This window comes from Aeromonas sp. Y311-2 (assembly GCF_027706025.1).
GTDB lineage: Bacteria > Pseudomonadota > Gammaproteobacteria > Enterobacterales > Aeromonadaceae > Aeromonas > Aeromonas veronii.
In genome coordinates, this window is sequence record NZ_JAPDCL010000005.1 from 140,481 (window position 1) to 158,391 (window position 17,911).

Annotated in this window: 14 protein-coding genes; 10 read left to right on the forward strand and 4 right to left on the reverse strand. The window is 58.3% G+C overall.

What is annotated here, in order from left to right; genetic code table 11:
• Positions 1 to 21: 21 nt before the first annotated feature.
• Complete coding sequence (gene mscM / locus OKC42_RS07110; RefSeq protein WP_270819332.1) at positions 22 to 3,303, reverse strand: miniconductance mechanosensitive channel MscM; 3,282 nt, start codon at positions 3,301 to 3,303, stop codon at positions 22 to 24.
• Positions 3,304 to 3,458: 155 nt separating this feature from the next.
• On the opposite strand from mscM, the gene OKC42_RS07115 reads away from it, so the two are divergent.
• Entirely contained in the window at positions 3,459 to 4,796 is a 1,338-nt protein-coding gene (locus OKC42_RS07115; protein WP_216949096.1) for an MATE family efflux transporter, read from the forward strand.
• A gap of 88 nt (positions 4,797 to 4,884) precedes the next feature.
• Here the strand turns inward: OKC42_RS07115 and OKC42_RS07120 are convergent, their stop codons facing one another.
• Positions 4,885 to 5,706 (reverse strand): peptidoglycan DD-metalloendopeptidase family protein, encoded by an 822-nt coding sequence (locus OKC42_RS07120; RefSeq protein ID WP_182963390.1) that lies wholly within the window; start codon positions 5,704 to 5,706, stop codon positions 4,885 to 4,887.
• 302 nt (positions 5,707 to 6,008) lie between these two features.
• Here OKC42_RS07120 and OKC42_RS07125 point away from each other — a divergent pair, with 302 nt between their 5' ends.
• Positions 6,009 to 6,788 (forward strand): BPSS1780 family membrane protein, encoded by a 780-nt coding sequence (locus OKC42_RS07125; protein ID WP_042054576.1) that lies wholly within the window; start codon positions 6,009 to 6,011, stop codon positions 6,786 to 6,788.
• A 66-nt stretch (positions 6,789 to 6,854) separates the two neighbouring features.
• Here OKC42_RS07125 and OKC42_RS07130 read toward each other — a convergent pair whose 3' ends face one another.
• Positions 6,855 to 7,754, reverse strand: a complete 900-nt coding sequence (locus OKC42_RS07130; protein WP_005362277.1) for a LysR family transcriptional regulator — start codon at positions 7,752 to 7,754, stop codon at positions 6,855 to 6,857.
• A 126-nt stretch (positions 7,755 to 7,880) separates the two neighbouring features.
• Here OKC42_RS07130 and OKC42_RS07135 point away from each other — a divergent pair, with 126 nt between their 5' ends.
• From OKC42_RS07135 to oxyR, 4 genes are all read left to right on the forward strand, one after another.
• Positions 7,881 to 8,741: a Vmh family MBL fold metallo-hydrolase gene (locus tag OKC42_RS07135; protein ID WP_227096657.1), complete on the forward strand. Its 861-nt coding sequence runs from the start codon at positions 7,881 to 7,883 to the stop codon at positions 8,739 to 8,741.
• A gap of 74 nt (positions 8,742 to 8,815) precedes the next feature.
• Positions 8,816 to 9,460, forward strand: a complete 645-nt coding sequence (locus OKC42_RS07140) for a DsbA family protein (RefSeq protein WP_227095110.1) — start codon at positions 8,816 to 8,818, stop codon at positions 9,458 to 9,460.
• Positions 9,461 to 9,636: 176 nt separating this feature from the next.
• Positions 9,637 to 11,274: a methyl-accepting chemotaxis protein gene (locus tag OKC42_RS07145; protein WP_021229786.1), complete on the forward strand. Its 1,638-nt coding sequence runs from the start codon at positions 9,637 to 9,639 to the stop codon at positions 11,272 to 11,274.
• A 156-nt stretch (positions 11,275 to 11,430) separates the two neighbouring features.
• Entirely contained in the window at positions 11,431 to 12,327 is an 897-nt protein-coding gene (gene oxyR, locus OKC42_RS07150; RefSeq protein ID WP_139428906.1) for a DNA-binding transcriptional regulator OxyR, read from the forward strand.
• 51 nt (positions 12,328 to 12,378) lie between these two features.
• On the opposite strand, the gene OKC42_RS07155 is transcribed toward oxyR, so the two are convergent.
• Positions 12,379 to 14,850, reverse strand: a complete 2,472-nt coding sequence (locus tag OKC42_RS07155; protein WP_227095108.1) for a penicillin-binding protein 1A — start codon at positions 14,848 to 14,850, stop codon at positions 12,379 to 12,381.
• Positions 14,851 to 15,150: 300 nt separating this feature from the next.
• On the opposite strand from OKC42_RS07155, the gene tapM reads away from it, so the two are divergent.
• From tapM to OKC42_RS07175, 4 genes are read left to right on the forward strand one after another with little or no spacing between them, the layout of a single operon-like run.
• Positions 15,151 to 16,212, forward strand: a complete 1,062-nt coding sequence (gene tapM / locus OKC42_RS07160; RefSeq protein WP_270819338.1) for a PilM family type IVa pilus assembly protein TapM — start codon at positions 15,151 to 15,153, stop codon at positions 16,210 to 16,212.
• Positions 16,200 to 16,778: a PilN family type IV pilus biogenesis protein TapN gene (gene tapN / locus OKC42_RS07165; protein WP_236353844.1), complete on the forward strand. Its 579-nt coding sequence runs from the start codon at positions 16,200 to 16,202 to the stop codon at positions 16,776 to 16,778. Before tapM ends, tapN begins: the two co-directional genes overlap by 13 nt.
• Entirely contained in the window at positions 16,775 to 17,374 is a 600-nt protein-coding gene (gene tapO / locus OKC42_RS07170) for a PilO family type IV pilus biogenesis protein TapO (RefSeq protein ID WP_167556910.1), read from the forward strand. The genes tapN and tapO overlap by 4 nt, the downstream gene beginning before the upstream one ends.
• Positions 17,371 to 17,904 (forward strand): pilus assembly protein PilP, encoded by a 534-nt coding sequence (locus tag OKC42_RS07175; protein ID WP_270819342.1) that lies wholly within the window; start codon positions 17,371 to 17,373, stop codon positions 17,902 to 17,904. The genes tapO and OKC42_RS07175 overlap by 4 nt, the downstream gene beginning before the upstream one ends.
• Positions 17,905 to 17,911: the final 7 nt, after the last annotated feature.

The window sequence follows — 17,911 nt, forward strand, 5'->3', positions numbered from 1 at the left end:
CTGCTCCTTTTACCTCGCGGATCAGCCGCGGCTCAGGTGAATGTCGATCTGTTGATGGGGCAGGGTAAGTCCCTGCTGCTGCATCTTCTCCAGCACCAGCGAGTGAACCTCGTGGGTGATGGGCATCCGGTGATCCATGTTGTTGACGTAGAGGCGGATCTCGTAGATCAGTGCCGAGTCGGTGAATTCGATCAGGAAGACCTCTGGCGTCGGCGTCTCCAATACCAGGGTCGATGCCTGGATGGACTCTTCCAGAATGCGCTGCACCAGTTTCGGATCCCGGGTCAGGCCGATCCGGATCCGCAGTTTGACCCGGGTGATGGCATCGGAGAGCGACCAGTTGATGAACTGCTCGGTGATGAAGGCCTTGTTGGGCACGATGATCTCCTTGCGATCCCAATCCACGATAGTCGTCGCCCGGGTTTTGATCTTGGTGACGGTGCCAGTGAGATCGCGGATGGTGACGGTGTCACCGAGCCGGATTGGCTTCTCAAACAGGATGATGAGGCCGGAGACAAAGTTGGCGAAGATCTCCTGCAGACCGAAACCCAGCCCCACCGAGAGGGCGGCGACCAGCCACTGGGTCTTCGACCAGTCGATGCCGAGCATGGAGAAGCCGGTGAGGGCACCGATCAGGATCACCAGATACTTGCTGGTGGTCGTGAGGGCAAAGCCGGTACCCGGGGAGAGGCTGAGGTGTTGCAGCAGGGTCAGCTCCATCAGCCCCGGCAGGTTGCGGGCAGTCACCACGGTCAGAATGAAAACGAAGGCGGTCAGCATCAGATCCTGCAAGGTGATGGCCGAGAGCTGCTCGATGCCGCCAATCTTGCTGCTCACTTGCCACACCTCGATATTGCTGAGGAAGCTGAAGGCGGAGTTGAGATCCGACCATTGCACCACCACCAGCATGGTGAAGCCCAGCATCAGCAGGGTGCGCACCAGCCCCAGCGACTGTGCGCTGATGGTATCGAGATCCAGCTCAGTCTCTTCCACCACGTCCGGGGTCTCGGAGCTGAGCTCGTCATGCCCCTCTTCCCGGCCGCGCTGGGCCAGGATCTCGGCCCGCTTGCTCTTGGCTCGCTCGAAGGCGAGGCGGCGGCGCTGGATCAGCATCCAGCGTCTGGCCAGATAGTAGATCAGCAGGCAACCCAGCCCCATCAGCAGGCTCAGCTCCAGCTGGCGTAGCAGGGTGCGCGAGGTATAGAAGTAGCCAAACAGGGCGCCGATCACCGCCAGCAGCGGCGCCAGCATCAGGCTGTTCCAGATGAAGTGGTGCAGCAGATGGGGCTTGGTCATGTCGGTCTGGCCCCAGGTGAGCGGCAATCGCTCCCGGTTGAGGCGGGCAAAGAAGAGCAGCAGCCAGAGTGCACCGATCATGAAGGCCATCCGGCCGAGGGAGTCGTAGAAGGCGTGCTCCTGATAGCTGTTGGCCATCCCCTGCACAAAGAAACTCGGGATCAGCACCAGCAGCAGGGTGCGAAACTGCCCCCATACCTTTTGCACCTGTTCCCGGGGCCAGCGGAAGTGGTGGATCAAAATCCCCCGCTCCAGCGTCAGATGGCGGGCCATCACCAGCGCCAGCAGCAGAAACCAGATCTCGCCAAGACCACGCGCCACCGCCACCGCAAACGGGTATTGCCAGGCCCCTTCGAGCAGGCCGCGCACCATCAACACCATGGCGGGCAAGGGGAGAGCGGCAAGCAGGGAGCGCAGCAGCAAGCGGCTGGTGAGGCTGAATTTGTCCTGAGTTACCTTGCCGATCCGCGGCGCAATATGGTCGCAATAGAGGTTCAGGTGACGGGCCAGTTTGAACCAGCTCCAGGCCAGCACCAGCAGACCAATACCGGCCAGCGTGAGGCTCAGCGGGCTGTTCTCGGCGATGGCATAGGGCAGTTGCAGCCAGTTATCCGGGTTGAAGGCCAGGGTCAGCGCGGCAGGAATACCGAGCATCACCTGTGGGGTAAAGGGGCGCACATCCGGCATCCAGAACAGGTGGCTGGCGCTGATCTCACGGATCTCGTCGATCTTGCTGTTCTGGCGGCTGTAGAGCAGCTTGAGACGGGTCTGCTCCTGAATGAGGGTATCTGAGGCGTCGTTGAGCCGGGTCAGCAGCTGGCGCCGTGCCTTGAGCAGGTTGTCGAGCACAGCTTGCTGCGGCCGATCCAGCGTCACCTCCTCTTCGGCCATCAGCTTGTCGCGCAGCTGGCGGGTATCCTTGAGCCCATCCTGCTCGCTCTCGTACTGGTACTTGGCCATGCGGGCGCTGACGATGGCGGACTCCAGCTTGTCGAGGGGAAACTGGGGAGGCAGATCGGAGAGTTTGCTGCGCAGGTTCTCGCCGTAGGCATTACTGATCTGCAGCCACTCCAGCTGTTCGCGCACCGAGTTGACCAGCTCATTCAGTTCAAACAGATTCTTGTCGACGCTACGCTGCTCATCCTGCACCCGCTCAATCTGATCCTCCAGCGTGCCGAGCTGGATGGAGAGCGCCTGATTCTGCTGTTGCTGCTCCAGCAGCAGCGGCATGTCGGTGGTGAGCTGTTTGCGCAGCCGCTCGCTCTCCTCCAGCGCCTGCTCGGTCTTCTCCCGCCGCAGCTGGTTCTGCTGGGTCAGCAGGCTGGCTTGCCACTCATCCTCGTCGGCGATGGCCAGATTGAGCTCCTGCAGCTTCAGCTTGCCGAGATCGTTGCGCTGCTGGGCCGAGAGCTGCTCCAGCTCCAGCATCTGGATCCGGTCGGAGAGGCTTTGCTCTTTCATTCTGGTCAGCAGCAGTTGTGCCTCCTGCTGGCGATCCGATTCGCTGCTGAAGCTCAGTCGCTCCAGCTGGCTGCGGGTCAGTTGCAGCTGTTTGCGCAGATCATCCACCCGCAGGTGATACTCCTGCCCGGTGCTTTCCAGCTGGTTGAGGCTGTCCATCACCCCCTGCCGCTCCTTGCGCAGGTTGAGCTGGCGGTTGCTGCTCAGGCCAATGGCTTGGCGCAGCGCCTCCTCCTTGAGGCTCGCCAGCGGCGGGCGAGCAGCGGGCTGATAGTTGTGCAGGCTCTCCTTGAGGCGCGCCGACTCCTTGGGGTAATCGATAAGGATCTGCTGATAGGCTTTGCTCTGCTCCCGGTAGCGCTCGGCCTCTCTGGCAAATTGCAGTGCCTGCTGGTAGCTCTCCCGCAGCTTCTGGTTTTCCGGGGTATCGCTCTTGGGCACGCTCTGCAACAGGGATTCGGCCTGGGCAATGGCATCGTCGGCGCGCACGGCTGGCGGCAACAAGATAAGGGAGAGCAGCAAGAGGGTGAGCAGGCGTTGCAACATGAGGCTCGTTTCCGTTCAGAAGAGGTGGCCCTAGCCTAAAACAGGGCAGGGAGGCGGGTAAAGCAGTCTATATTAATGATTCATAACACAAATAACAGGAAGTCGTGCTGCCGTTTCGCTATGATCCCGGCCGCTTTCTCTCCACCGAGTCGAATATGTCAGCTGTTGATCTGGGCACAGCCCCGCTATCTCGCCTTTTCTGGCGTTACGTAACCCCGACCGTTGCGGCCATGCTGATCACCGGCATCTATGTCACCATCGATGGCATCTTCGTTGGCCATGTGCTGGGTCAAGATGGGATGGCCGGTCTGATGCTGGCTTATCCCATCTGCGCCGTGCTCTATGCGGTAGGGGCGCTGATCGGTATGGGGGCCTCGTCGCTGGTCTCCTTTTATCTGGGGCAGGGCAACCCGGCCAAAGCCCGCCATATCGTCGGCAATGCGCTGGTGATGGTGTTGCTGGCCTCGGCACTGCTCAGTTTTATCGGGATCCGTTATGGCGAGCCCATGCTGGCCTGGATGGGGGCGGAGGGGGAGATCTTCACCGCCGGGCTCTCCTACCTGCAGGCCTACGCCTGGCTGGGCGTCTTTGCGGTGCTGTCGATGGCGTTCAGCTCGCTGCTGCGCAACGATGGCCGCCCCGGGTTTGTCACGCTCATCATGGTAGTCGGGGGGCTGCTCAACGTGCTGCTCGACTATCTGCTGATGGTGGTGTTTCCGTTCGGACTGGCTGGGGTGGCGACGGCCACCATGCTCTCCCAGGCGGTGACGGGCCTCGCCTGCCTGTGGCACTTCTTCACGCCGCGCAGCCAACTGCGGATAAGCTGGGACACCTTGCGCCCTGATCTGCGGCTGATGGGCGAAACGGTGCGCCTCGGGGTCTCCAGTTTTCTAATGTACCTCTATCTCTCTGTGGTGCTGGCGCTGCACAACAAGGCGTTGCTAGCGGTGGGTACTTCGCTGCATGTGGCGGCCTACGGGGTGATCAGTTACACCGAGGCCTTCTTCTATCTGGTGTTTGAGGGGATCGCCATGGGTATCCAGCCCATCGCCAGCTTCAACGCGGGCGCCGGTCACTGGCGGCGGGTGCTGCGGATCCGCAATCTGGCACTCGGAGTGACGTTGGGGATCGCCCTGTGCGCCATGTTCCCGCTCTATCTGTGGCCGGAGGCGGCGGTCTATCTGTTTGCCGGCGACAACGCCACCCTGCTGCCGGTGGCGAGTCTCGGGATCTGGCTCTACTTCTGGGGGCTGCCGATGGAGGGCTTGCTGCTGGTGGGGGCCACCTACTTCCAGGCCATCAATCGGGCCCGCATCGCCTCCCTGCTCACCGGCGGCAAGCTGGTGCTGATTGGCGGTTTCTTGTGGGGATTCTCGACCCAGTGGGGCGTGCCCGGCGTCTGGCTGGCATTGCCAACGTGCAGCTCATTGCTGGTGTTGGTGATGTGGCGGGCGATGCGTCGGGAGTCCGGCGCCCACACGCTGGCCGGATAGGTAATCAGGTTCGACGTGCAGACAGCAGACAGGCAGCCATGGGCTGCCTGTTTTGTTAGAGGATGTTTTGTTAACGGGCTCTGCCGATTCAGGGCTTGAAGGCACCGATAAAGATGGCGGGATCGACCCGGGTGTCGTTGAGGCTGACGTTCCAGTGCATATGGGGGCCGGTAGCGCGGCCGGTTGAGCCGACTCGCCCGACGATGCCGCCACGCGGCAGGCTCTGACCGAGCTTCACATCGATCTTCGACATGTGGCAGAACATGCTGATGAGCCCCTGACCGTGGTCGACAAAGACGGTATTGCCATTGAAGAAGTAGTTGCCGATCAGGATCACCTTGCCGGCGGCGGGGGACTTGATCGGGGTGCCGGCGCCCACGGCGAAGTCGAGGCCGGAGTGGGGGTTGCGCTCCTCGCCATTAAAAAAGCGACGCAGGCCAAACGGGCTGGAGAGGGGGCCGTTGACCGGCTTGTCGAACAGCAGGTTGCTCGGCTGGTTGGGGCTGAAGGTCTGGTAAGCTCGGGTTTGCTCCGCCAGCTCGCGGTTGATACGGGTCATATCCTCGGCGAGCGGATTGACCTGACGGCTGTTCTTGAGCTTGATGTGCTGCTCGCGGTAGTGCTTGGGGGTGACGCTGAAGTCGAGAGTACGGCCATCACCTGTGGTCAGTTGCTGGGCGCCGGGCGTGCTTTTCAGAGAAATGCCGACGATGGCGATCCACTGGTTGTCTTCGCGCACTACCAGCACGGGTTTGTCGTGATAGCGGGCCGTGGGGGCAGTGGGTGACGCGCCAAGAGGGATCACCGCAACGCCACCCGGCACCGGATGGTTGAGCAGGCGACTGATAAAACCCTCGGCCAGGGCTGACTGGCTGGCCAGTAACAACAACAGACAACACACAACTCTCATGACGATACCACTCGATGTTAAAACGCCCGGGATGGCGGGATGACAACCCCCTGTCCGGCATTCGCCGATCACTAAAGGGTGATCACGACATGCTGGCCACGACAGGCGCGGCTGGAGGAGGGGACAGATTGTGCCTCGTTATGGTCGGGGCAGCCAGTGGCGGGGCGTGGCTGACGCCCCTTTTGTGCATCGCTGCGTCAGGTTTTATGTCGTGGTCGGGTTGCTTCGCCATTGAGTCGCCCCCGCCCTGGCTCTAGAATCTGCTTCCGGCACTGATGCCACCGACACTCCGAGGAGACGATATGAACGGATTACCCCCTTTGCGCACCACTCCGGCCCGGTACACGACAGGTCGTGGCTGGCTCTGGGTTCGCAGCGGGTTCGATATCTTCAACAAGGGGATGGGGATCAGCGTAGCCATGGTGCTGGTCTGGTTTATGGTGGGCATGCTGCTGGAGCAACTGCCGGCAGGGGGCCTTATCTCCCAGCTGCTCTACATGGTGTGGGGCGCGGGTTGGGTGGCGGTCGCCGCTCGGGGTTATCGGGGGGAGCCGCTGCAGTTTGCCGATCTCTTCGCCGGTTTTCGCCACAAGTTGACCCCGCTGATGCTAGGCGGTCTGCTGGTGTTGCTGCTGTTTAGCCTGGTGGGCCTCGTCTGTCTCGGTCTGCTCTCCATGTGGGGGCTGCTCCCGCTGCTGACGCAGGATCCCGAGAGCATGGTGGTCTCTGCGAGCCAGTTGCAGCAACTACTGCTGGTATTGCTGGTGGGGATGCTGCTCATCATTCCCGTGCTGATGGGGGTCACCTTTGCTCCGGCGCTGATCTACCACCACGATATCGGCATCATCCAGGCGGTACGGCTGAGCTTCTTCGGCTGCTGGCGCAATATTTTTCCCTTCTTCTGGTGGGGGCTGCTCTCAGCCATTTTGTTGCTGTTTGGCGCTGTGCTGTTACTGGTAGGTCTGCTGGTGGTGATCCCGGCGCTCAACTACTCCATCTATGTGGCTTATCGGGATATTTTCCTGGACGAGAGTGCGCAGCCGGAAGCGCCGCACTCAGAACCATTCGGATTTGAAGCCTGATCAAGGGATCAGAGTGAAGAAGGGGCCCGCAGCGGCCCCTTCGTTATGTTTGGGTGTGCGGAGTGCTTACTCCTGCCAGATGGGATCCGCCGCCATGCGAGCTAGCAGAAAATCGAGGAAGCTGCGCAGCAGTGGCGACATCTGCTTGCGGGTGGCATACACCCCGTAGACGCCGAGGCGCTTGGGTTGCCAGTCGGTCAGCAGGGGCACCAGTTCTCCGCGCTCCAGATAGGGTTGTGCCGAGTAGCGGGGTTGCAGGCTGATCCCTGCGCCTTCCAGCGTTGCTTCCAGCAGCAGGTTGGAGATATTGGCGCTCAGGTTACCGCTGACCGGCACTGACTCGGGACCGTCCGGTCCATTGAACTCCCACAGGCTCTTGCCGAAGTAGGTGTAAGTGAGGCAGTTGTGCAGCGCCAAATCCTGCACCTTGTGTGGCATCGGATGACGGGCCAGATAGGCCGGGCTGGCACAGACTACCGAGTGGCAGGTGCCGAGACGGCGCGCCACCAGATTGGGGTCGAGGTCGTTGGTGATGCGCACCGCCAGATCGATCCGCTCCTCCACCAGATTGACGGTTCTGTCGAGCAGCAGAATGTCGATGGCCGTCCCCGGGTATTGAGCCAGATAGTCGTTGGCAGCCCCGACCAGCAAGGCTTCTGACAGGGAGTAGCTGCTGGTGATCCGCAGTTGCCCCTTGGGGGCGTCATCTCCCTTCACGGCGATCTGCTCCATCTCTTCGCCGAGCGCCAGCATGGCGCGGGCCCGGTTCAGCGCCTCCTCTCCCGGTCCGGTCAGACTCAGACGACGGGTGGTACGGTGCAGCAGTCGGGCGCCCATCCAGCTCTCCAGCTCGGCCAGATAGCGAGACACCATGGCGCGCGACATATCCAGTTTCTCTCCGGCGCCGCTCAGGCTCCCTTGTTCGACTACGCTGACAAAGACCCGCAAGGCGGTCAGTCGATCCATGTACGGCTCTCTATATGTTCGATATGTGCAACAGTGATGCGCTTTTTATGCTGTATTTGCACCTTAAGTGATCCAATACACTGTGTCCATCAAATGAACCCCCGAATACTTAATGAGGAATAGATGATGAACAACACCCTGATCCGCAACCTGACTCTGGCGACCACTCTGCTGAGTGGCGCCGCACTGGCCGCCCCCCTGAGCGTGACCGTCTACAACCCTGGCGAGAAGGCGATCTTCCCGGTCTCCTCCTCACTGGTGACCGGTGACAAAGAGGCCATCCTGATCGATGCCCAGTTTGACGTGCAGAATGGCCAGGCGCTGGTCGACATGATCAAGAAGAGTGGCAAGAAGCTGACCACTGTCTATATCAGTGCCGGTGACCCCGACTTCTACTTCGGTCTGGAGCCGGTCATGGCGGCGTTCCCGGATGTCAAAGTGCTGGCCGACCAGCATGTGGTTGACCATATCAACGAGACCAAGGATGCCAAGCTGAGCTACTGGAGCCCGATCCTTGGCAAGGGTGCACCGAAGAGCCTGACCGTGCCGCAAGTGATGACCGCCAGCCACCTGACGCTGGATGGCGAGAAGATTGAAATCAAAGAGATGAATACCCCGAATGCCTACCTCTGGGCCCCTTCCATCAAGACTGCTTTTGGCGGTGTGCCGGTCTACCACGGGGTGCATGTCTGGATGGCGGACAGCCAGACCAAGGCGGCCCGCAGTAACTGGGTCAAGGCGCTGGACAACCTGCTGGCCCTGAAACCCGAGCGCGTGGTACCGGGCCACTTCCTGGGGACTGCTCCCAAAGGCACTGCTGCTGTGACCTTTACCCGTGACTATGTAGAGCGTTTCGAACAGGAGCTGGCCAAGGCGAAAAACTCCGGTGAGCTGATTGAGGCTCTGAAGAAAGCCTATCCAGCACTGCCGGTTGACGATGGTCTGGCCATCGGTGCCAAGGTCAATACCGGCGAGATGAAGTGGTAAGCCACTGAGCCTGCTTTCCCTGTGTTTTTTACCGGGCCTAAGGGCCCGGTTTTTTATCCGAGATTGAAGTGAGAATGAAGATGAGCGAACAACAAACCACCCTCCATTATGTCTATGACCCGCTCTGTGGCTGGTGCTACGGTGCCGCCCCCCTGTTGCAGGCGGCAGCCACCATTGCCGGACTCAAGATCGAGCTGCATGCGGGCGGTCTCTGGATGGGTAGTCGCCGTCAGCCGATGGGCGAGGCATTGCGTGATTATGTGCGCCCCCATGATCAGCGGATCGAAGCGCTGACCGGCCAGCATTTTGGCGAACGCTACTTTAACGAACTGCTGCTGCGGGAGGGCTGTCTGCTGGACTCCGAGCCGCCGATCCGTGCGGTTTTGGCCGTCACGGCGTTGGGGGGCGATGGGCTGGTCATGTTGCACCGGATTCAGCAATCCCACTATCGGGACGGGATCTGGATTGGTGAGCCGGCATTTCTAGCCACGCTGGCGGCAGAGCAGGGGATTTCAGCCGAGGCATTCCAGCAAGCTTATCTGCAGGCCCCCTTGCTGCAACATCTGGCAGATAGCCAGGGCTGGATGAAACGGCTGGGCGGTCAGGGTTATCCTACTTTGGGTATAGAGCGAGGGGGAAAACTCGAAAGGATAGAGGTCAACCAGTATCTGGGAGAGCCGGAGTTGCTGATCCCACGACTGTTGCGGGCAATAGAGTAAACCGTTAATAGTCTGCGGTAGTTAAAGTGGCCCTCCCTGCGTGTCGATAGCGATATATGGTGCTTATGCAAACTACAAAAGCACAGCTCTACGGCTATGCTCAATTACAAAAACATGAACACATAGCTCCTAACAAAACCGACATTAAACGATGACACGCAGTTAAGGATGAATCTATGCTCCAGAATATGTCCATAGGTCAGAAGTTGAGTACTGGCTTTGCGGTGCTGGCACTTTGCGTATGCCTGCTTGCCGGGTATGGCGTCTCACGACTGTCGTATCTCAATCAACAAAACACTGTATTGGCAGAGAACCTTATCCCTTCTGTTCGCTATGCAAGTCAGATGCATATTGCACTGCTTGATGCTCGGCGTTTCCAATTATCTATGGTGATCGCGATGGGCTACAACGACAGTGCGGATATTGAACGAACCCAACAAGGTGTGATGGATTCAAAGGCACGTTTTGAGCAGGCTGCGGCTAATTACGGCGGATTGGCTTTTAATGCTGCTGATGAAGAGCAAACCTTTAACGCGTTGAAGACTGCCGGAAATGCCTTTTTTACAGCGCATGACCCGCTATATCAGGCGGTGAAACAGAGTAGTGACAAGACAAGAGAGATTTTGCAAGGGAATCTCAGAACCACGCTGGAGCAGGCAACAAAATTAACGATGGATTTGCGTGAGATAAATGAGCGTATTGGCAAGGAGATGGATGCCCAAGGTGAAGAGGCATACACCAGCTCCAAATTCCTCAGTATCTTGACTGGCGCAGCGACTCTCATTTTCGTGGTGTTGATTGCATGGTATTTGAGTCAGCAAATCAAACGACCCGTTAATCGCTTGCTGGAACTTGTTGGTAGCGTCGCGGCTGGTGATTTGACTCATCGTGTGGAGTTGAATGCGTTTAATCAGGATGAATTAGGACAACTGGCGAAAGGCTTTGCGCAAATGCAAGAAAACTTGCGCAAACTGGTTGGGGAGGTATCCGGTTCTGTTGTACAGATGAGCTCTGCGGTAGAAGAGATCAGTGCCGTAGCAAGGCAGTCAGCCAACAACATGAATGCTCAGCAACATGAGTTGAATCAGCTGGCAACGGCGATGAACGAGATGCAGGCTACGGTGCAGGAGGTCTCTCGCAACACCAGCGATGCTGCCAGTGCTGCCACCTCGGCCAGTGAAACGGCCGAACTTGGTGCGCAAACGGTGAATGACTCTATTCAACGTATTGAACGGGTCGCCGGTGCCATCGAGAGTACCGCGGTGGTGATCCGCCAACTGGGCGATGACAGCCGCAATATCGGCATGGTGCTGGAGGTGATCCGCGGCATTGCCGAACAGACCAACCTGCTGGCATTGAACGCCGCCATTGAAGCGGCCCGTGCCGGTGAGCAGGGGCGGGGGTTTGCGGTGGTGGCCGATGAGGTGCGTACTCTGGCAAAGCGCACTCAGGACTCCACCTCCCAGATCAATACCATCATTGCCGAGTTGCAACAGCGTGCCGAACAGGCCGGCAGTACCATGCAACAGAGTCAGGAGCTGATGAACACCACGGTTGCTACCGCGCGGGAAGCGGGCGAGTCCATCTCCCAGATCAGTGGCTCGGTCAGCAGTATCTCCCACATGAACATCCAGATTGCAACGGCCACCGAAGAGCAGGGAGCGGTGAGTGAGGAGCTCAACCGCAACGTGGTCAATATCAGCCATGCTTCCGAAGAGGTGGCCGCTGGTGCCACCCAGATGGCTCAGGCGTGCAACGAGCTGAACCATTTGGCCACCCAGTTGCAGGATATGGTGCGCCGTTTCAGGGTGTAATCCCTCGGCGAGCCAAACAGCCCGATTACCGCAAGGTGATCGGGCTTTTCTGTTTTGGAGGGGGAGCCAGAGAGGCTCACTGCAAGTGGATGACTTGTCCCGCCGGACGATATTGTGCATGCTGATGGCCCATTTTCCAGGCAGGACTCTTGCTGTATGAATCTTCGCGATCTCGAATATCTGGTGGCGCTGGATGAGGAAAAACATTTTCGCAAAGCTGCTGAACGCTGTTTTGTCAGTCAACCCACCCTGAGCGGCCAGCTGCGCAAGCTGGAGGATGAACTCGGGGTCATTCTGATCGAACGTACCTCGCGCAAGGTGCTGTTTACTCCGGCTGGCGATGCCATGGCCCATCAGGCGCGTCGGGTGCTCAAGGAGGTGCGCGAGCTTAAGAGCATCGGTCAGCATTTCTCCGAGCCGATGTCCGGGGAGATCCATATCGGTTTTATTCCGACCGTGGGCCCCTACCTGTTGCCCCGCATTATCCAGACCCTGCGTGAGCGTTTTCCCCAGCTGGAGTTCTACCTCTATGAGGAGCAGACCCAAACCCTGCTCAAGCGGTTGGAAGAGGGGGAGCTGGATTGCGTCATACTGGCCGAGATGCCGGGGATGGAGGGGTTTGGTTCAATCCAGCTCTATCATGAGCCGATGTGGCTGGCGGTGCCTTGCCATCACCCCGAAGCACAGGCTAGACAGGTGCCGCTTGGCAATCTCAAGGGCAAGAAATTGCTGATGCTGGCCGATGGCCACTGTTTGCGGGATCAGGCGATGGGATTTTGTTTCGCTGGCGGGATAGGTGAGGATCAACGCTTCAAGGGCACCAGTCTGGAGACGCTGCGTAACATGGTGGCCGCCGGTAGTGGCATGACTTTGGTGCCAAAGTTGGCCGTACCTGCTGATCATGATGAAGGAGGGGTCAGTTATCGTCCCGTGGTTGACCCTGTGCCGGGGCGTACCATCTCGCTGCTCTATCGCCACTACTCGGTGCGTCGCCCCTGCTTCAATGAGTTGGCCGCCTCGATCGCCACGCTGATGAGCAAGCAGCTGGCGTAATAAAAAACCGGCAGCCAAGGCTGCCGGTTTTGCTTCTGCCGCAAGAGCAGCTTAGAAGATATCGTCGGTTGAGACAGGCCCTTCCACATCGGGGTTGTCACCACCATAGACCTGATTGCCATCCGAGCTCGGTGCTGCGTAGCGGGTCGGCTCGGTCCCTTCCTTGAAGTATTCGTCGGTGCCGCCACTGGTCGCCAGCAGGCCGGTTTCGCTATCAATCTTCACCGTCATGATCCCCTCGGGAACCGGCATCTTGTGCTCCGGCAGCTTTTTGAGGGCGACTTTCATGAAGTCGATCCAGATAGGCTGCGCGGCACCACCACCAAACTCGGCACGACCAAGGCCACGCTGGTGGTTGTCAAAACCGATCCAGGAAGTAGCAACGATCTCCGGGGTGTAGCCGGAGAACCAGGCATCCCGCGATTCGTTAGTGGTACCGGTTTTGCCGGAGATGTCGTGACGTTTCAGGTCGCGGGCTGCACGCCAGCCGGTACCACGCCAGCCGTTGCCACCCCAGATGGCCGTGCTCAGGGTGTCGGTGATCAGGAACGCACTCTGGGCACTTATGGTATGCGGGGCGATGGTTGGCGCGAGAGGGGTCTGCGTGCCATCTTGTGCGGCTCCATCAACAGTTGGCTGCGGCAGTGTGCTCTGCTCGGGTGCGGCCTGCTGTTCGCAGGTGGTGCAAGCAATAGCTGGATTGGCCTGATAGAGGGTGTTCTCCAGGCTGTCGGTCACTTTGTCGATGAAGTATGGGGTCACCAGGAAGCCACCGTTGGCCAGTACCGAGTAACCACGTACCACTTCGAGGGGGGTGAATTCGGCAGCGCCCAGCGCCAGCGACTCATGGGGAGAGATGAAGTCGCGGGGGAAGCCAAAGCGGGTCAGACCGTCGATATAGGTATCTAGACCGATGGCGCGCATCAGTCGAACCGACATCACGTTCTTGGACTTGGCCAGTCCCAGACGCAGCGGGGTGGGGCCATCATAAACGGCTGGGGAGTTCTTGGGCTGCCACATGGGCCCTTTTGACGGATCCCACTGGTTGATCGGCGCATCGTTGATGAGCGACGCCAGGGTATAGCCATGTTCCAGCGCGGTCGCATAGAGGAAAGGCTTGATATTGGAGCCGATCTGGCGACGCGCCTGATCGACCCGATTGAATTTGGAGAGTTCGAAGCTGAAACCACCGACCAGTGCTTCCAGAGCCCCATTTTTCGGGTTCATGGCGACCAGCGCGGCGTTCACATCCGGGATTTGGGCCAGCAGCAACTCTTCGCCCTCTTCCCGCACCCAGATTTGGGCGCCGACTTTCAGCACATCGCGCGCCGATTTCGGGGCATAGCTCTGACGGTCGTCGGTAATAAAGGAGCGAGCCCATTTGATGCCATTCCAGCCGAGCTCTGCTTCCTTGCCATTTTTCAGTACCAGCGTGGCGCTGCGATCACCGAGCTTGGTCACGACCGCCGCCATCAGCGGATCATAAGTGGGCTGCTTGCCAAGGTGAGCGACGATCTGCTCGTAATCCCAGGCTGTCTCGCCAGCCTTCCACAACTGAGCCGTCGGGCCGCGATAGCCGTGGCGCATATCATAGGCAAAAACGCCATCCAGCAGCGCCTGTCTGGCTGCCCGCTGACGCTCGGCAGAGACGGTAGTGTAGACGTGCAGGCCCATGGTATAAGCATCTTCACCGAACTGCTCGACCATCTTCTGGCGCACCATTTCACCCAGATAGGGGGCGTGCAGGGTCACTTCGGCGCCGTGAAAACGGGCCTTGATCGGCATTTTGGACGCTTCGTCAAACTGGGCCTGGGTGATCTTGCCGGTTTCCAGCATCCGGCCCAGCACCACGTTGCGGCGCGCAAAGGCGCGCTCGGGGGAGCGGATGGGGTTGAGCATGGAGGGGGCTTTCGGCAGACCGGCAATAATGGCGATCTCGTCCAGTCCCAGATCCTTGACCTCTTTGCCAAAGTAAACCTGTGCCGCAGCACCGATCCCGAAGGAGCGATAACCGAGGGGGATCTTGTTGAGGTAGAGTTCGAGGATCTCATCTTTTGAGAGATTCTGCTCGATCCGCCAGGCCAGGAAGACCTCCTTGATCTTGCGGATGATGGTCTTCTCATTGCTCAGGAAGAAGTTGCGGGCAACCTGCTGGGTGATGGTACTGGCACCCTGACGGGCATGGCCGGAGACAGCCCAGACGGATGCAGCTCGAATGATACCAATCGGGTCAATGCCCGGGTGCTCATAAAAACGTGCATCTTCGGTCGCCAGTACGGCATCGATCATGGGTTGCGGAATTTCGTCCAGACGCAGCGGAATGCGACGAATTTCGCCATATTGGGCGATCAACTCCCCATCCCGGCTGTAAACCCGCATCGGGGTTGCCAGCTTGACGTCACGCAGTGCGGTGACATCGGGCAGTTGGGGTTTGATATAGAAGTAGATACCGATGAGGCTGGCAACACCCAGCACTGCACCCAGCATCATGACAATAAACAGGCGAACGAGCCATTTCAGCATGGAAGAACTACCAATCGTCTTAAAATTAGCCAACGGGCGCAGAGTATAGCCCTTTTGCCATCGGGAATTCGAGGTTTTCCTGTGGCGAGCCACCCACCTCAAAAGGATGCGAGAGGTTAGCACTACGGGGAGCAATAACCAAGGAGGGCCACTTGCCATGAAGAAAGCGAGATGGGTCACTTTTCGGCATAAACTTTATGACATTGATAGTTAGAGCATTTAGGATGAGTGAAGCACTCCTCTGATCGGGTGTCCTACACTCTGTTCAGGAATAAAACCAAATAACGCATGGATGTGTATATGTTTGGGCTTTTTAACAAGGGATCCCTCCTCCCTCTGGTGGGCATTGATTTTGGCAGCCAGACCATCAAGGCCGTTACCCTCAGTGGCCGACCCGGCAAGCTTCATCTCGAATCTGTCGCCGATATTGCCACCCCGAAAGGGACGCTTGTTGACTATCAATTGCAGGATATCGAGCGCGTCAGCCAATCTCTCAAGACCCTCAAGCGTCTTATTCCAACTCACAGCGACTATGCCGCCACTGCGGTGACCGGTTCCAACGTGATTACCAAGGTGATCCAGATTGATGCCCGCCTCAGCGACAAGGAGCTGGAGAGTCAGGTGCAACTGGAGGCCGAGCAGATCATTCCCTTCCCCCTCGATGAAGTGAGTCTCGATTTTGAGGTGCTGAGCACCAACAACAGTGAAGATCGTCAGGATGTGCTGCTGAGCGCAGCCCGCACCGAGAGTGTCAACGGCCGGGTCAGCGCCCTTGCCGAAGCCGGTATTGCCGTCAAGGTGGTGGATGTGGGCGCCCATGCGCTGGGCCGTGCCGTGGTGGCCTGTCTGCCCGAATTGCAGGAGAGTGAACGGCCGATCGGGGTGATAGATATCGGTGCCAGTGCCATGACCTTTGCGGCGCTGGTCAAGGGAGAGGTGATCTACTCCCGCTTGCAAAACTTCGGCGGCGATCAGTACAGCCAGGCGCTCTCCTCCTTTTATGGCATGACGCTGGATGAGGCTGAGCAAGCTAAAACCAAAGGTACCTTGCCTGTTGACCATGAGCTGGATGTGCTGATGCCCCACATCAACTCGCTGTTGCAGCAAGTGCGGCGCAATATCCAGCTGTTTTGCAGTTCATCCGGTTATCGCGACATCGCAAAACTGGTGCTGACGGGGGGAGGCAGTCTACTGCCCGGTTTGTTGGTGCAGGTAAAAGATGAGGTCAATTGCGAGGTGTTGCACCCAGATCTGTTCGCTCTGTTTGGCAAACCAAAAGGGGAGGCCGAACTGGTACATGGTGCTAAATATATGACGGCATTCGGGTTGGCTCTGAGGAGTTTCACACCATGTCAAATATAAACCTTCTACCTTGGCGTGAAGCCCGGACCCAGCGCCAAAAGAAACAGTTTGGGGCCTTGCTGGGGATTTTTGTGCTGGCCACGGTCGCGCTGGGATTTTTTGCCAACTGGCTGGTTGATCGCCAGATCGTCGCCCAGCAGCAACGCAACCAGCGGCTGGTTCAGGAGATGACTATTCTCGATGCCCAGCTGGGGGAGATCCGTCTGCTCAAAGAGCGTCGCAAGGAGCTGATCGATCGGATGCAACTCATCGAACAGTTGCAGATGCGCCGTAATGTGCCCGTCCGCCTCTTCAATCAGCTGCCTTCACTGGTGCCCAACGGGGTTTACCTGAACACCCTCTCAATGCAGAACAATATTATTGATGTAAATGGCAAGACCGAAGCCTATGGTCGGGTGGCCAGCATGATGCGGCGGATTGATGGTTCCGGTTGGTTGGGTCAGGCAAAGATAAGCACTATTTTTGCGGCTGATGTTGCGCCAGTGTCATTGAGCCAGTTTTCCATGATGTTCCTGATCGCCAACAATGCTGCGGCTGCAGGGAATGTGGCCAAGGAGCAACAATGAACCTTCAGCAACTCAACGAGCTGGATATCAATGACATAGCAAGCTGGCCAAAATGGGCAAAAGGGGTCTTCATCTTTTTCTGCTGCGTGTTGACCGGCGGCGCCATCTACTACTACGTGATTGCCAACTCACTGACCAGTTTGACTCAGGAAGCGGGGAAAGAGACCGAACTGAAAGCCCAGTTTGAAAGCAAGGCGATGCTGGCTGCCAACCTGGGGGCATACAAGGCGCAAATGGTTCAGCTTGAGCAACTGGTTGATACCCAGCTCAAGCAGTTGCCCAATACCCATGAGGTCGCCGGTCTGCTGGACGATATCAGCTTTATTGCTACCGACAACGGTCTGAAATTGAACCGGATCAACTGGGAGCCAGAGGTAAAGCACGAGTTTTCAACCGAGCTACCAATGCGTATCGAGGTTGTGGGCACTTACCATGAAATTGGCAAGTTCACCGCTGACATGGCCGCCTTGCCCCGTATCGTCATCCTTGACTCCTTCACTCTGGGTCAGAGCAAGGATGAAGGGGAGCGGATTTCGATGTCGATGTTGGCCAAGACCTACAAGTACAACGGTAAAACAGTGGAGCCGAAACAATGAGACGCATCTGCTGGTTATTGCCTGCCTTCTTGCTGGCGGCCTGTGGTGGTCAAGAGGACATGGATAGCTATGTCGCCCAGACCAAAGCAAGGCCACCCATACCTATCGAGCCCTTGCCCGAGCTGAAGCCTTTTGCCCCTATGCACTACCAGCAACGCGAGTTGCGCAGCCCCTTCATGGTTCCCCAGCCTGAGGCGACGGTCGGAAGTACAAGTACTGCCAAGGCCCAGCCGGATTGTGCACAGACCCTGATGGATCGTGAAAAAGAGGTGCTGGAAAATTATTCGCTGGCCAGTCTGTCGATGCATGGTTCTTTAGGTAAGGCGGGTCAGTTGTGGGCCTTGATCAGCACCCCGGATGGCAAATCGATGCGGGTCGGGCTCAACCAGTATATGGGGCTTGATCAGGGCCGGGTCATCAAGATCACTGACACTGCCGTGGATTTGCTGGAAACCATTCCGGACGGGAAGGGGTGCTGGGTAACAAGAGAAACCCAGTTGGCGATGGCCAATGTGCAAGAAAAACAATAATCAGGGA

Bases quoted from the DNA above. Each gene is read 5' to 3' on its own strand.
- OKC42_RS07135 (WP_227096657.1), top strand. From the start codon at position 7,881: ATGAACAACACCCTGATCCGCAACCTGACTCTGGCGACCACTCTGCTG.
- tapO (WP_167556910.1), top strand. From the start codon at position 16,775: ATGAACCTTCAGCAACTCAACGAGCTGGATATCAATGACATAGCAAGC.
- OKC42_RS07155 (WP_227095108.1), bottom strand. From the start codon at position 14,850: ATGCTGAAATGGCTCGTTCGCCTGTTTATTGTCATGATGCTGGGTGCA.
- OKC42_RS07175 (WP_270819342.1), top strand. From the start codon at position 17,371: ATGAGACGCATCTGCTGGTTATTGCCTGCCTTCTTGCTGGCGGCCTGT.
- OKC42_RS07115 (WP_216949096.1), top strand. From the start codon at position 3,459: ATGTCAGCTGTTGATCTGGGCACAGCCCCGCTATCTCGCCTTTTCTGG.
- OKC42_RS07125 (WP_042054576.1), top strand. From the start codon at position 6,009: ATGAACGGATTACCCCCTTTGCGCACCACTCCGGCCCGGTACACGACA.
- mscM (WP_270819332.1), bottom strand. From the start codon at position 3,303: ATGTTGCAACGCCTGCTCACCCTCTTGCTGCTCTCCCTTATCTTGTTG.
- OKC42_RS07140 (WP_227095110.1), top strand. From the start codon at position 8,816: ATGAAGATGAGCGAACAACAAACCACCCTCCATTATGTCTATGACCCG.
- tapN (WP_236353844.1), top strand. From the start codon at position 16,200: ATGTCAAATATAAACCTTCTACCTTGGCGTGAAGCCCGGACCCAGCGC.
- OKC42_RS07145 (WP_021229786.1), top strand. From the start codon at position 9,637: ATGCTCCAGAATATGTCCATAGGTCAGAAGTTGAGTACTGGCTTTGCG.
- OKC42_RS07120 (WP_182963390.1), bottom strand. From the start codon at position 5,706: ATGAGAGTTGTGTGTTGTCTGTTGTTGTTACTGGCCAGCCAGTCAGCC.
- oxyR (WP_139428906.1), top strand. From the start codon at position 11,431: ATGAATCTTCGCGATCTCGAATATCTGGTGGCGCTGGATGAGGAAAAA.
- OKC42_RS07130 (WP_005362277.1), bottom strand. From the start codon at position 7,754: ATGGATCGACTGACCGCCTTGCGGGTCTTTGTCAGCGTAGTCGAACAA.
- tapM (WP_270819338.1), top strand. From the start codon at position 15,151: ATGTTTGGGCTTTTTAACAAGGGATCCCTCCTCCCTCTGGTGGGCATT.